The sequence below is a fragment of the Fictibacillus nanhaiensis genome (assembly GCF_036213205.1).
GTDB classification, from domain to species: domain Bacteria; phylum Bacillota; class Bacilli; order Bacillales; family Fictibacillaceae; genus Fictibacillus; species Fictibacillus nanhaiensis_E.
The window spans coordinates 1-14,527 of sequence record NZ_JARMFC010000004.1 but is presented as its reverse complement, the minus strand read 5'-3'; the positions used below and the strand labels follow the sequence as shown (position 1 = coordinate 14,527).

The 14,527-nt window shown below is 43.5% G+C and carries 15 protein-coding genes; 4 read left to right on the top strand and 11 right to left on the bottom strand.

The genetic code is table 11. The annotated features are described in order from the left end of the window. Positions 1 to 3: 3 nt before the first annotated feature. From P4V41_RS04045 to rbsB, 3 genes are read left to right on the top strand one after another with little or no spacing between them, the layout of a single operon-like run. Entirely contained in the window at positions 4 to 1,485 is a 1,482-nt protein-coding gene (locus tag P4V41_RS04045; protein ID WP_328083586.1) for a sugar ABC transporter ATP-binding protein, read from the top strand. A gap of 1 nt (position 1,486) precedes the next feature. Continuing rightward, positions 1,487 to 2,443 carry a ribose ABC transporter permease RbsC gene (rbsC, locus tag P4V41_RS04040; protein WP_144696880.1) on the top strand — a complete coding sequence of 319 codons (957 nt, stop codon included), beginning with the start codon at positions 1,487 to 1,489 and terminating at the stop codon, positions 2,441 to 2,443. 12 nt (positions 2,444 to 2,455) lie between these two features. Beyond that, a complete protein-coding gene (rbsB, locus tag P4V41_RS04035; protein ID WP_328083529.1) occupies positions 2,456 to 3,373 on the top strand; it encodes a ribose ABC transporter substrate-binding protein RbsB in 918 nt (305 codons plus the stop codon). A 334-nt stretch (positions 3,374 to 3,707) separates the two neighbouring features. Here the strand turns inward: rbsB and prmC are convergent, their stop codons facing one another. The 4 genes from prmC to P4V41_RS04015 all read right to left on the bottom strand — a co-directional run bounded on the left by prmC (position 3,708) and on the right by P4V41_RS04015 (position 6,808). After that, entirely contained in the window at positions 3,708 to 4,574 is an 867-nt protein-coding gene (gene prmC, locus P4V41_RS04030; RefSeq protein WP_328083528.1) for a peptide chain release factor N(5)-glutamine methyltransferase, read from the bottom strand. Between the two features lies 1 nt (position 4,575). Beyond that, positions 4,576 to 5,649 carry a peptide chain release factor 1 gene (prfA, locus tag P4V41_RS04025; RefSeq protein WP_328083527.1) on the bottom strand — a complete coding sequence of 358 codons (1,074 nt, stop codon included), beginning with the start codon at positions 5,647 to 5,649 and terminating at the stop codon, positions 4,576 to 4,578. A gap of 145 nt (positions 5,650 to 5,794) precedes the next feature. Then, positions 5,795 to 6,439: an MOSC domain-containing protein gene (locus P4V41_RS04020; RefSeq protein ID WP_328083526.1), complete on the bottom strand. Its 645-nt coding sequence runs from the start codon at positions 6,437 to 6,439 to the stop codon at positions 5,795 to 5,797. A gap of 42 nt (positions 6,440 to 6,481) precedes the next feature. Continuing rightward, positions 6,482 to 6,808 (bottom strand): hypothetical protein, encoded by a 327-nt coding sequence (locus tag P4V41_RS04015; protein ID WP_197128283.1) that lies wholly within the window; start codon positions 6,806 to 6,808, stop codon positions 6,482 to 6,484. A 154-nt stretch (positions 6,809 to 6,962) separates the two neighbouring features. Here P4V41_RS04015 and P4V41_RS04010 point away from each other — a divergent pair, with 154 nt between their 5' ends. After that, positions 6,963 to 8,297: an FAD-dependent oxidoreductase gene (locus P4V41_RS04010; protein WP_328083525.1), complete on the top strand. Its 1,335-nt coding sequence runs from the start codon at positions 6,963 to 6,965 to the stop codon at positions 8,295 to 8,297. 49 nt (positions 8,298 to 8,346) lie between these two features. Here P4V41_RS04010 and P4V41_RS04005 read toward each other — a convergent pair whose 3' ends face one another. From P4V41_RS04005 to P4V41_RS03975, 7 genes are all read right to left on the bottom strand, one after another. Beyond that, a complete protein-coding gene (locus P4V41_RS04005) occupies positions 8,347 to 8,817 on the bottom strand; it encodes a hypothetical protein (RefSeq protein ID WP_328083524.1) in 471 nt (156 codons plus the stop codon). Between the two features lie 322 nt (positions 8,818 to 9,139). Continuing rightward, positions 9,140 to 9,766: a thymidine kinase gene (locus tag P4V41_RS04000; protein WP_328083523.1), complete on the bottom strand. Its 627-nt coding sequence runs from the start codon at positions 9,764 to 9,766 to the stop codon at positions 9,140 to 9,142. A gap of 212 nt (positions 9,767 to 9,978) precedes the next feature. Then, positions 9,979 to 10,224 carry a type B 50S ribosomal protein L31 gene (locus tag P4V41_RS03995; RefSeq protein ID WP_066399025.1) on the bottom strand — a complete coding sequence of 82 codons (246 nt, stop codon included), beginning with the start codon at positions 10,222 to 10,224 and terminating at the stop codon, positions 9,979 to 9,981. Between the two features lie 104 nt (positions 10,225 to 10,328). Then, a complete protein-coding gene (rho, locus tag P4V41_RS03990; RefSeq protein WP_328083522.1) occupies positions 10,329 to 11,615 on the bottom strand; it encodes a transcription termination factor Rho in 1,287 nt (428 codons plus the stop codon). Between the two features lie 336 nt (positions 11,616 to 11,951). Further along, the gene (glpX, locus tag P4V41_RS03985) at positions 11,952 to 12,920 is read right to left on the bottom strand and encodes a class II fructose-bisphosphatase (protein WP_137791146.1); all 969 of its coding nucleotides are present in this window, start codon (positions 12,918 to 12,920) and stop codon (positions 11,952 to 11,954) included. Positions 12,921 to 13,004: 84 nt separating this feature from the next. Then, positions 13,005 to 14,297, bottom strand: a complete 1,293-nt coding sequence (locus P4V41_RS03980) for a UDP-N-acetylglucosamine 1-carboxyvinyltransferase (RefSeq protein WP_328083521.1) — start codon at positions 14,295 to 14,297, stop codon at positions 13,005 to 13,007. A gap of 50 nt (positions 14,298 to 14,347) precedes the next feature. Then, positions 14,348 to 14,527 (bottom strand): hypothetical protein (locus P4V41_RS03975; protein WP_328083520.1); only part of this gene is annotated, 180 nt, incomplete at its 5' end.

The following is a 14,527-nucleotide window of genomic DNA, read 5'->3' as shown; positions in this document are numbered from 1 at the left end:
GTGTTGCACATTCAAATGAACGACATATATAAAGCATTTGGTGCCAATCAAGTTTTATCCGGTGTTGACTTCGACCTTCAAAGAGGCGAAGTGCATGCCCTAATGGGTGAGAATGGTGCCGGGAAATCAACATTGATGAACATTTTAACCGGACTTCATAAACGAGATTCGGGAACCATCAAGATCGATGGACAAGAACAATATTTTGATAACCCGAAAGAAGCTGAGAAGCACGGAGTCGCGTTCATACACCAAGAATTGAACGTATGGCCTGACATGACCGTGCTCGATAACCTTTTTATCGGAAAAGAGCTGCGGTCACCGTTCGGTCTTTTAAAAACAAAAGAAATGAAAGCGTTGGCAAAAAAGCAATTTGAAAAACTAGCCGTCACCATTCCACTTGAAAAAGACGCAGGACTCTGTTCAGTTGGACAACAGCAGATGATCGAGATCGCGAAGGCGCTTATGACAAACGCCAAAGTTATCATTATGGATGAGCCGACCGCTGCCCTTACAGAGCGTGAGATCGAAAAATTGTTTGATGTGATCAACGCCCTACGAAAAGATGGTGTATCGATCGTTTACATCTCACACCGAATGGAAGAGATTTTCGCGATTTGTGACCGTATTACGGTGATGAGGGATGGTAAAACGGTTGATACTAAAGCAATCTCAGAGACTAGTTTTGATGAAGTGGTGCGAAAGATGGTAGGCCGTGAGCTTACAGATCGCTTTCCGGAACGAAATCCGCAAGTTGGTGAGACTGTTTTAGAAATAAAGAACGCGACGAGAAATGGGATCTTTGAAAATATCAGTTTCTCAGTAAGGGCCGGTGAGATCGTTGGCGTTTCAGGCCTAATGGGTGCAGGTCGTACGGAGATCATGCGCGCATTATTCGGTCTCGATCAGCTTGATTCTGGCGAGATCTTAGTTAGCGGTCAGAAGGTAACGATCAAAAACCCATACGAAGCAGTGAAACGTGGGATCGGTTTTATTACTGAAGACAGAAAGAACGAAGGCTTAGTGCTCGATTTTTCGATACGTGAAAACATGGCGCTGCCGAACTTGAAAAGTTTTTCTAAAAATGGCGTGATCGATTATAAAACAGAGACTGACTTTGTAGACATGCTTATCAAGCGATTACAGATTAAAACCGAATCGGGCGAAACGAACGCCAAGAACCTTTCCGGTGGCAACCAGCAAAAAGTTGTAATCGCGAAATGGGTTGGGATCGGACCGAAAGTATTGATATTGGACGAGCCAACAAGAGGCGTTGACGTTGGTGCGAAACGGGAGATCTATCAGTTGATGAACGAACTCACCGATCGTGGTGTAGCGATCATCATGGTTTCGTCAGAACTTCCAGAAATTCTTGGTATGAGTGATCGCATTCTTGTCGTACACGAAGGACAGATCAGCGGTGAGCTCACGAAGACTGAAGCGACACAAGAAAGAATTATGACATATGCAACGGGAGGACAATAAAATGAAAACGTCACCGGCTAAAGTAAATCATGTAGAAAATTTAATGCAAAAACTTGGACCTCTATTAGGACTGTTGATTCTCGTCACGATTGTCTCGATTCTAAATCCTAGTTTTTTAGAACCACTAAACTTATTAAACTTGCTGCGACAAGTCGCAATAAACGCACTTATCGCCTTTGGTATGACATTCGTTATTCTAACAGGCGGAATCGACTTATCCGTTGGTGCCATACTCGCGTTATCGAGTGCACTGATGGCGGGAATGATCGTATCCGGCGTCGATCCGATGCTAGCGATCTTAATCGGCTGTTTGCTAGGTGCTGTAATGGGTGCGATCAACGGCCTTTTGATCACAAAAGGAAAAATGGCTCCTTTTATTGCTACACTCGCAACGATGACCATTTTCCGTGGACTAACGTTAGTATATACAGATGGTAATCCGATCACGGGTCTTGGCGAGAGCTATATGTTCCAACTTTTTGGACGCGGTTATTTCTTAGGCATACCTGTTCCAGCGATTACAATGATGCTTGCTTTTGCAGCGTTTTGGGTGATCCTTCATAAAACACCGTTTGGTCGAAAAACGTATGCGATTGGCGGAAACGAGAAAGCCGCGATTATCTCAGGTATCAAAGTGACAAAAGTTAAAGTCATGATCTATTCACTAGCAGGACTATTAGCTGCACTGGCTGGGGCCATCCTTACGTCGCGTCTGAACTCTGCTCAACCGACTGCCGGCACATCGTATGAACTCGATGCGATCGCAGCTGTTGTTCTTGGTGGAACAAGCTTATCCGGTGGTCGTGGACTGATCGTCGGAACATTGATCGGTGCATTGATCATCGGGACGTTGAACAATGGTTTGAATCTATTAGGTGTATCATCATTCTTCCAAATGGTCGTAAAAGGGATCGTTATTCTGATCGCGGTATTGATCGACCGTAAAAAAGCAGCGTAGGAGGGTTTCTAAATGAAAAAAGCTTTAATACTCATCATGTCTTTATCTGTTTTCTTGTTAGGTGCCTGTTCATTAGAGCCCCCTTCATGGGCAAAGCCGGCTAAAAAAGGTGACGGAGAAAAGATTAAAATCGGTTTATCCGTTTCAACGCTTAACAACCCGTTCTTCGTATCTATGAAAAATGGCGTGATTGATGAAGCGAAAAAGCAAGGTGCCGAAGTGATTGTTGTCGATGCACAGAATGATTCTGCGAAACAGGTAAACGATGTAGAAGACCTTTTGCAGCAAGGCATTGACGCTCTGTTGATCAATCCAACTGATTCAGCAGCAATTTCAACGGCTGTTCAATCCGCGAACAACCTGGATGTTCCAGTTGTCACACTCGACCGTTCAACAGATAAAGGAGATGTCGCCACTCTTGTTGCCTCTGATAATGTAAAAGGTGGCCAGATGGCGGGTGACTTTATAGCAGAAAAGCTCGGTGAAGGTGCAAAAGTGGCTGAATTAGAAGGTGTTCCTGGAGCTTCGGCAACACGTGAACGCGGAAAAGGATTCCACAATGTAGCTGATGAAAAGTTAGACGTTGTAGCTAAACAAACGGCTGACTTCGACCGTACAAAAGGGTTAAACGTCATGGAAAACGTCCTTCAAGGAAATCCAGATATTAAAGCCGTGTTCGCGCATAACGATGAAATGGCGCTGGGCGCACTTCAAGCGATCAACAGCTCTGGACGTGATGTTCTTGTTGTTGGCTTTGACGGAAATGAAGATGCGATCAATGCTGTAAAAGAAGGAAAACTCGCAGCAACCGTCGCACAGCAGCCTGACCTGATCGGTGAACTCGCTGTAAAAGCAGCATCAGACGTACTTGCAGGAAAGAAAGTAGAAAAGAAGATTGCAGCACCTCTGAAGTTGATGGTGAAAGAATAAGAGCAAAGAAAAGTAACTAAAATCCGGAGAAGTACCATGTACTTCTCCGGATTTTAGTTTTCATTCATTAACGTATGTGGCTGATGTGTGTAAAATTAGATGAAGTGTGCGAAAGTTATGTCGAATAGTGTGGAGTTGATATTAAAACGTGCGCAAAGTTCCTTAAAGTGAGTGTAAATGACCTAAAAGTGTGCGAACGTGTAATAATAATAAATACACGTACCGTAAAAGGCACTCATTATTTAAGAATGTTTAATTTTCACACAAACGGCCGACGGATTATGTCGGCCGTTTGTCTTTGGGGTCTGACCCGGGTCAGACCCCATTTCCCACTTTATTTCCCGAGGAGGGCAAACACCATGCGGTCCTTGCCGCTGATGTCTTCCTTTACATACACATCCGCACCAGGGAACGTGACACGAAGCATGCCCGCTACCGTCTCACCCTGCCCTGCTCCTACTTCAAAGCCTACGATCGCTTTTTCTTTTAGAACGAGAGGCAATTCTTCCATGAATCGTCTATAGAACACATAACCGTCTTTCCCACCGCTTAATGCCCTCATCGGTTCACGGTCTTTTACGATCGTTTCAAGGACCGCGATCTCATGATCAGGAATGTACGGCGGATTCGATACGACAACATCAAGTTTTTTCCCACTACTGATAAAAGGCTGTAAAAGGTCACCGTGCAGGAATGTAACCTCTGCACCAAGTCGTTCTGCGTTTCCTTTTGCTACCTCAATCGATTCCTCTGCTATATCAACCGTGAAAACGTTCAGTCGTTCATTCTCCAGTGCTAACGAGATCGAAATGGCACCGCTACCTGTTCCGATATCTGCAACATCCACCTGCTCATCTTCACGAAAATGTTCTGAAATAAGCGCTAGTGTGTGCTCTACCAACTCTTCTGTTTCTGGTCTCGGAATTAAAACTTCTTTGTTCACAGAAAACGTTCGACCGTAAAATTCCTCTTTACCGGTAATGTACTGAACAGGCTCTCCTTCAACGTGGCGAGCGACCGCAGATTTAAGCTGCGCTTCCATCTCTTCACTCATCACATCATGAAGACGCATAAGCATCTCCGTTCTGTTCACATCGCCTAAAACATGTCTCATCAAAATTTCTGCTGCAAAGCTTTCCCGTCCGTTTTCAGCTAAAAAAGAAGAAGCCCACGCGAGGGCTTCATGAACTTTTGTACTCATTTTACGCGTCCGCCTGAGCTTTCATCTTGCTTGTTTGGTCTTCTGTAATCAATGCTTCAACGAACTCATCCATCTTACCAAGAAGGATCTGATCAAGCTTTTGAATCGTTAAACCGATACGGTGATCGGTCACACGGTTTTGCGGGAAGTTGTACGTACGAATACGCTCTGAACGGTCACCTGATCCAACCGCACTCTTACGTGTTTCATCATACTCTTTTTGAATTTCGCGCTGAATCTTATCATATACACGTGCACGAAGAACCTTCATCGCTTTTTCTTTGTTCTTGATCTGTGATTTTTCATCCTGACACGATACAACTGTACCTGTAGGAACATGTGTTAAACGAACCGCTGATTGAGTCGTGTTTACAGACTGCCCTCCAGGACCAGAAGATGTAAACGTATCAACACGAACGTCTTTTTCATGAATCTCCACTTCAACTTCTTCAGCCTCTGGAAGTACAGCAACCGTCGCTGTAGACGTATGGATACGTCCGCCTGATTCAGTTGAAGGGACACGCTGAACACGGTGTGCTCCGTTTTCATATTTAAGCTTCGAATAAGCACCGGCACCATTGATCATAAAGATAATTTCTTTGTATCCGCCAAGCTCTGTGTATGAAGCTTCGATTACTTCAGACTTCCATCCTTGCATCTCTGCATAGCGTGTGTACATACGGTAAAGGTCGCCAGCGAAAAGTGCTGCCTCGTCTCCACCTGCTGCACCACGAACCTCGACGATAACGTTCTTGTCATCGTTCGGATCTTTTGGAAGCAATAGAATTTTTAACTGAGCCGTAAATTCTTCGATCTGTTGGTTAAGGCCAGAGATCTCTTCTTTTACCATCGCAGTCATCTCAGCATCAAGCTTATCTTCAAGCATTAGTTTTGCTTCATCTAATTGCTCTTTCGCTTCTTTATACTCACGGTAAACAGCTACCGTTTCTTGAAGGGAAGATTGCTCTTTTGAATAATCGCGCAGCTTATTCGTATCATTTATAACCTCAGGGTCACTGAGTAATTCATTTAACTTGTCATATCTTGCTTCGATCGTCTCTAAACGTTCTAACATGGTTTTTCACCTCTGTTTTATATGCATAACATTATAATTATAGACTATTACAGGTGTTACAGTCAAAAGCAAAAAGGAACGAAATCAATAAAAAAGGCCGCCCTTTCCTTAAAAAGAGAGCCTTTATGAAACTTAAAGACGATATTTACATTTTTCGTTTTTGCAGCGACTCTCTCATCGATTCTGCCAATTCTTTCACGTTGATCAATCTTTGTACCTTCGCAGCATCTTTTAAAAAGCCATACTTGATTCTGTTGGATTCTGTAACTGAAATACGCGCAGGGTGTTTTTCAATTAAGACCATCTCATCACCTGCTGCAACCAATCCTTCTTTTATAACACGCAGGTAATAACCGGTTCGCCCTGTATCTACTACCTTTTTGATCATATCTGGTCGACAAAGTATAGAAGCTAGTGTCTGACAAGGTTGACGAGGCTGTGTGATCTGTACGATCGCCTCACCGACTGAAAACACGTCACCGATACAAACATCATCCTCTAAAAGACCTTTAACAGTAAGGTTTTCTCCAAATGCGGGGACAGACAACGGCGCTTTTAAATTCAGCTCAGTCGTCCACTTTTCATAGTGCTCAGATGGATACACACATACTGCTTTATCTGTTCCACCATGGTGCTTCGTATCCCCTACTCCGTCACCTTCAAAATGAGTTTTATGTAAAAAAACAGGTTGCTGCTGCGGCGTTTTATTATAGGCTGTAAAAAAAGTTTTAGTTTGTGTCTTAACTTCTTCTGGCAGCTTAATGTTTAACGATGCTATATTGCCCATCATTCCCCTCACCTCACAAAAAGCATAGCACAGGACAAAAGGAAATTAATAGGAAAAGATATTGCGACGCAACTGCTCGTAATCGATACGTTCTTGGTTCATTCGAATCGCTTTCGTCAGCTCCTCGATCACCACTTTTTCGTTCGTGATCACATTGAACACATAAGGGATGGTCGCAAAATGACCTAGAAAATGCGTACAGCCAACATAACGCGGATTGTCCGTTTGATTTTGATTCTTATATTTAATAATAAAATTGCCCATGCCTTCATAGACAGGATCCAATGGTTTTTGTTCAAGCTTTTTTATCAGTGTATGAATCGGCTGAACCGGTGCGTTCCAGTCCGTTCCGTTCGATTTGATCTCTAGCACAGTCCACCACCTCTTTCTACTATCATAGTTCGTTTTAACTCTGCACTTCTTGTTGGTCAAAGTGAAGAGAGTTGTGGCATCATACTTATAAACGTTACTTTTTTCGCAACAATGGGAATACTATATGGTTAGAGAGACGTAAGGAGCTGATCAGATGAAATATTGCATTATTGGTGGAGATGCGGCTGGTATGAGTGCCGCGATGCAGATTGTTCGAAATGAAAAAGATGCTAACATAACCGTTCTTGAAAAAGGCGGTATCTATTCTTATGGACAATGTGGACTTCCTTATGTAGTAGGCGGGCTCATCCCTTCTACTGATGAACTTATCGCTCGCAGTATTGAGACGTTCCGGGAAAAATACGGCATGGATGCTCGTACGTTTCATGAGGTAAAAGCTGTAGATACCACCTCTAAAAAAGTGACTGGTATACATACGAAGACAGGGCAATCTTTTGAGGTGCCATATGATAAGCTCTTAGTTGCGACAGGGGTTAGTCCGATCATACCGAAGCAATGGACAGGATTGCATCTACAAGGAATCTATCCGCTTAAGACGATTCCTGATGCCGAGAATCTAATGGCTGGGTTAAAAAATGTTCAACACGTAACCATCATCGGTGGAGGATACATCGGTCTTGAGATGGCTGAAAACGTACTAAGACTCGGTAAAAAGGTACGTATCATCCAGCGCAGCAATCAGCTTGGAAATATCTTTGATTCGGATTTTGCTCCATTCATTCATGAAGAAGCAGAGAAACATGGTATGGAACTTTGTTTAGAAGAAGAAGTGCTCGGTTTTAAAGGCGACGATCATGTTCAATTCATAAAAACAGCCAAAAAAGACTATCCAACAGATCTTGTTATCGTTTCGGTTGGTGTGTCGCCGAATACAGACTTTTTAAAAGATACGGACGTGGCACTCAATGAACAGGGAGTTATCGTCGTAAATGAGTCGATGGAAACAAATGTGGATGGTGTGTATGCTGCAGGTGATTGCGCGACCCATTATCACCGAGTTAAGAAACTAAATGATCATATTCCACTTGGAACAACAGCGAACAAACAAGGGCGGATCGCTGGATTGAACATGGTTGGTGTGAAGAAACCTTTCAAAGGAATTGTCGGAACGTCAATCATACAATTCATGGACCTAACACTAGGAAAAACCGGCCTGTCAAATAAAGAAGCAGAAAAACTGAATATTCCTTTTGCAGAGATCAAGATTACATCGAAAAGTCATGCCGGTTATTATCCTGATCCAAAGAAATTAGAAATAAAACTAACGTATCACAAAGAGACAAAGAAGTTACTAGGTGCACAAATTGTCGGTGAAGAAGGCGTAGATAAACGGATCGACGTCCTCGCAACAGCCCTTTATCATGAGATGGACGTAGAGGAATTGGCAGATTTAGATCTGGCATACGCTCCTCCATATAACGGTTCGTGGGATCCCATTCAGCAAGCAGCTCGAAGACTTGGGAAATAAATTGGGAAATGGGGTCTGACCCCATTTCCCGTTTTATTTCCCACAATGTTTAATGATCGATTTTCAGTGAGAAATTATATCTCGGAACAGCTCGTTCTACGGCGTTCATAATTTTACGATGCGTAGCTGCTCGTTCTTTCTTGGACATATCATGCGGTACATTTACATGAATGTGTGCATAATTTCCATTTACTGTGACCATCTGCGGATTGATCCCAGATGAGTCAATAACAGCCTGACGAATCATATCCTGATCATCGGACAGGTCAAATCGCGTGGTATTCATCGTCCGATAATCATTTGGATTCATATTCGTGTCATAGCTGAAGTTGTTTCGTGGTTCGTTTTTGGTTAGGTGGTAATTGATAATCCCATGACCAAACAGGTTATCCCGAATATCCCGTTTATCTTCATGAGCGGCAGGCTCAATTTTAGCCCCTTCTTCTTTATAAGACTGCATAGGTGAACATGCTGTTGTTACCAATAGTGCAAAAAGCGGCGCATACATTGCCTTTTTCACTATAAACACCTCCCATATCGTTAGGATTTCCTGTTTTGGAGGTGATTATGTTGTTAGGTGGTGAGCCGTTTCTAGGGGGATAATTGTGATGAGTAGCGATGAATCCACAAATTTGGAGCTAGAATCCAAAAGTTTTGGCCTCCAATCCATAAATTCCTGCATTCAATCCACAAGTTTTGGGCATTTATCCACGAGTCGACACACTGCGACATTTTCCGACCCCACTCCAACTGCATGCTGTCTTCCGCAAGCACCACCAACGTCAAAAAAAGCCCGAGAGCACAAAGCTCCCGGACGATATCATATCAAATCACACACTATATTATTTCAACCGACCTTCTAAGCCCTCTGCGCCTGATAGGAGGTTTCTTTTCTTTCCTGGTACTTCATGACAATGGCGGCAGCGCGGTTCATATGACTCCGAGGCTCCCACTAAAATCACTGGATCATCGTAAGAAGCAGGTCTGTTATCGATCAAACGCTGTGTACGGCTCGCAGGTGATCCACAAACCATGCAGATTGCTTGAAGCTTTGTCACATGTTCAGCAAGAGCCATCATCTTCGGAACGGGTCCGAACGGCTCGCCTTTAAAGTCTTGATCAAGTCCTGCAACGATAACGCGCAGTCCTTGGTCCGCTAGTTCTTGAGCAACTGGTATGATATCTTCATCAAAGAATTGCACTTCGTCGATCGCTACGACTTCGGTTTCGGGTAATACATTTTTTAAGATCTCAACAGAACGCCCAACTGGTTCAGCCATAACAGCTGTTCCATTATGAGACACAACCGATTCCTCGCTGTAGCGGTTATCAATCAGCGGCTTAAACACCTGTACTTTTTGCTTTGCATACGTCGCTCTTCTTACACGGCGGATAAGTTCTTCTGATTTTCCAGAGAACATGCTTCCGCAGATCAATTCGATCCAGCCATTTTGTTTCATCACATACATGGCCTGCTCCCCCTTTCGCAACAATGTTTCCCTTAGTATGTACGAAATGCATGATGTTTTACCATACATAAACGTTCGGTACTGGAGTGCTCGACTCCTTTTAAGGCGTATAAAAAACCCGGTCCATCAAAACAGTTACCGAGTTCTTGTTTTCTATAAAATACAAAAGAAAAAAGGGCAAGAAAGACTCCTGCCCTTTTACTTGCAACAAATTACTTAAGGTTGTATTTCTTCTTAAAGCGGTCAACACGTCCACCAACATCAGAGAACTTCTGACGTCCAGTGTAGAACGGGTGAGTGTCAGAACTAACATCCACTTTGATTACTGGATATTCGTTACCATCTTCCCATTTCATTGTCTCGCTTGAAGACAAAGTTGAACCTGAAAGGAAGCTAAATCCGCTTTGAGCGTCAACAAAGATAACCTTTTTATAATTCGGATGAATTCCTTGTTTCATTCTAATTCCACTCCTTCTGCCCTGTTTCCTATGCGGAAGCAGAGTTATAAACACATAAAAATAGTATAACAGGGACAAAACCCATTTGCAACCATACTTTTTTGTTAGTTTGTTACGGGTTTAGCTCTCTTTGGCGCGCCCTTTTTTTCACTTTCAAAAAGCTCGAAAAACTCTTCGTTATTCTCTGTTTTACGCATACGTTTCATGAACTTATCTACGAAATCGAACGAATCATCCATCGTTTTACGGATCGACCAAAGTGCTTCAAGATGATCTTTTGCGATAAGCATCTCTTCTTTTCTCGTTCCAGAACGGCGAATGTCGATCGCAGGGAAGATACGGCGCTCAGCAAGCTTGCGGTCTAAGTGAAGCTCCATGTTTCCTGTTCCTTTGAACTCCTCGTAGATCACATCATCCATACGAGATCCCGTATCGACTAGTGCCGTTGCTAAAATCGTTAAGCTTCCACCTTCTTCGATGTTACGAGCCGCACCGAAGAAACGCTTCGGACGGTGGAACGCAGCAGGATCGATACCACCAGATAGAGTACGACCACTTGGAGGAATAACCAGGTTGTATGCACGCGCCAGACGTGTGATGCTATCAAGCAGAATTACAACGTCCTTCTTATGCTCAACAAGTCTCATCGCACGTTCCAGAACAAGCTCTGCTACTTTAATATGATTTTCAGGCACTTCATCAAACGTTGAGCTTACTACGTCTCCTTTTACAGAACGTTCAATATCTGTTACTTCCTCAGGACGCTCATCGATAAGCAAAACGATCAGTTCTGCTTGCGGGTTGTTCGTCGTCACACTATGTGCGATTTCCTTCAGCAAGCTTGTCTTACCTGCTTTTGGAGGAGCGACGATCAGACCACGCTGACCAAAACCTACAGGTGCCATCATATCGATGATACGCGTTGAAATGTTGTTGCTCGTTGTCTCCATAACCATTTTCTTTTCCGGATAAAGAGCCGTGAGTGCAGGAAAGTGCACGCGTTCTTTCGCCGTTTCAGGATCCTCACCATTAACCGCGTTAACCTGTAAAAGACCATAATAACGTTCGTTTTCTTTAGGAGGACGAACTTTCCCTGATACTTTATCACCGTTTCTTAGATCGAAGCGACGGATCTGTGAAGCTGAGATATAGATATCTTGAGAACTTGGTGAATAGTTGATCGGACGTAAGAAGCCGAAACCTTCGTTCGGAATAATCTCCAAAATACCTTCCATAAAAGAATAACCGTCAAGCTCTGCTTGTGCTTTTAAAATCGAGAACATCAACTCACGCTTTGTCAGTTTCCCGTAATATTGAATATTGAATTGTTTGGCAAGCTCATAAAGCTCTTTTAATTTCTTTGTCTCTAATGTTGCTAAATCTATCCCCATAGTGACACCACGCTTTTCTATTAATAACTAACTAAACATATATTTTAAAATTATGATGGGATTTTTGTGTTTGTTTTGTTGGTTTGGTTTTTGAAAATGGAAGGAGTTCCTTTGAAAGTTAAGGGTATTAGTGGGTATGAAGAAAATATTAACCTAATGAATCATACTTCTTATTTTAACCACATATTTGGTCTTTAATCAAGCAACAGAAACTCAAGCAAATGACTATCTAACGAGAATTTACAATACATGCTGAGCTTTTGCAACTGAAATCGAAATTTGTTCATGTATTTGTAACGGAAAGACCGGACGAAATTGTCCGGCCTTCCCTTTTACTTATGGTTTGATTACAAGATCTGGTTTCTTCTTTAAACTATGTCTTCCATCAATAAATCGTACGGTTCCAGACTTTGCACGCATAACAACGGATTGAGTTGTACCCGTTGATCCGTCAAAACGCACTCCTTTTAAAAGCTCGCCGTCTGTAACGCCTGTTGCAGCAAAAATCGCATCGTCGCCTTTTACAAGGTCGTCCATGTATAATACACGATTAACGTCGTCGATGCCCATGCGTTTGCAGCGTTCTAATTCTTCGTCGTTTTGAGGAAGAAGCTTTCCTTGAAGCTCTCCGCCAAGGCATTTTAACGCAACAGCTGCGATTACACCTTCAGGAGCTCCACCAGAACCGAATAAAATATCAACGCCCGTATCGTCAAACGCTGTATTGATCGCCGCCGCAACATCGCCATCAGAAATCAGCTTGATACGCGCACCCGCTTCACGGATATCTTGAATGATTTTCTCGTGACGCGGTCGGTCTAGAATTACCGCAACCAAGTCTTCGATATTCTTATTTTTCGCTTCTGCTACTGCTCGTAAGTTATCAATAACAGGTGCGTTGATGTCAATCTTCCCAACACTCTCACGACCAACAGCGATCTTGTCCATGTACATGTCTGGTGCGTGAAGTAAGTTTCCGTGGTCTGCAATCGCTAAGACCGCTAAAGCATTCCACGTTCCTGATGCGACGATGTTCGTTCCTTCTAACGGATCAACTGCAACATCAACGCGCGGGCCATAGCCTGTCCCTAATTTTTCACCGATATAAAGCATAGGAGCTTCATCCATCTCGCCCTCACCGATTACAACTGTCCCTTTCATCGGAACCGTGTCAAAAACGTTACGCATCGCAGTTGTTGCTGCATCATCCGCTTCGTCTTTCTTTCCTCTTCCCATCCATCGTGCTGATGCAAGAGCTGCCGCTTCTGTTACACGAACAAGCTCCATCGATAAACTTCTCTCCATGTGTGTTCCCCTCCCCATAACTTAACCGCTTGCATATTTATCCTGAAGAAAAATCACCAGGTGATGGTGATTTCTCACTTTAACTTATGAATTCTTAAGCTCTTCCATCTCTTCAGCACCTAAGCTCTCACGCCAAACTTTAGCACCAAGCCCTTTTAACTTGTCTACTAAAGATTCATAGCCGCGATCGATATGCTCAAGGCCAGAGATTTCTGTAACACCTTCAGCCATAAGACCCGCTACAACTAGCGCTGCTCCAGCACGAAGGTCAGAAGCTTTCACTTTTGCACCTTCAAGCTTCGCTGGCCCATTTATTATAGCAGAACGTCCTTCTACTTTCACATTCGCTCCCATACGGCGAAGTTCGTCGATATGTTTGAAACGCGCACTGTAGATCGTATCCGTTACAATGCTCGTTCCTTCAGAGCTTGTTAAGAGTGAAGTGAACGGCTGCTGCAGATCCGTTGGAAACCCTGGATAGACGAGCGTTTTTATGTCAACGCTCTTCAGTGGATCTTTTCCACGATAAACGAGCACTTGATCATCTTTTGTTTCAATGTATACACCCATCTCTCTCAATTTGGCAATGAGAGATTCTAAGTGTAGAGGAATCACATTGTCTAGCAATACTTGCTGACCCATTGATGCTGCTAAAATCATGTATGTTCCCGCTTCAATGCGGTCAGGAATGATCGAGTGACGGCAGCCATGCATCTTGTCAACACCATCGATACGAATAACATCTGTTCCTGCTCCTTTGATCTTCGCACCCATACTTGTTAAAAGGGTAGCTACATCAATGATTTCAGGTTCTTTAGCCGCGTTTTCAATGATCGTTTGCCCTTTTGCTCTTACTGCCGCGAGCATGATATTGATGGTCGCACCAACACTAACAACATCTAAGTAGATTCGTGCACCAACGAGCTCGTCCGCGCGTAGATAGATCGCGCCTTGCTCGTTCGTTACTTTTGCGCCTAACGCTTCAAAGCCTTTGATGTGCTGATCAATCGGGCGAGGTCCTAAATTACAGCCTCCCGGCAATCCGATGACCGCTTTTTTGAAACGGCCGAGCATCGCACCCATCAAATAGTACGAAGCACGAAGCTTTTTTACTTTTCCGCTCGGTAGCGGCATCGCAATCATTTTTTCAGGGTTAACCGTTAGAGTCTGATTCTCATCCAGGTAAGCTTCCCCTCCGATTTCCTCTAACAGATCACGTAAAATTCGAACGTCTGATATGTTAGGCAAACCATCTATGGTAACGGTGGATTCTGCTAATATCGTTGCGGGGATCAACGCCACCGCACTGTTTTTTGCTCCGCTTATATGGACCGTTCCTTCTAGAGGATAGCCCCCTTCAATCATCAGTTTTTCCATGGTAAACTCCTTTCAGTAAGAGTCACAAAAGTTGTGATTGCATTACCTTTTTAGATAGTACTATTATTTACCAATATTTTCTTTTCATGTATGAAAATTTGTGTGTTGCTTTGTTGCGTTTGAAAGTAGTTGATTTCCTTTTCAGGTGCTCGCTTTCCGCGGGGCAGGCGGTGAGCCACATTCGTACGTTTCACTCTTAAGTGTCTCACCTGCCCACCTGTCCCGCAGGA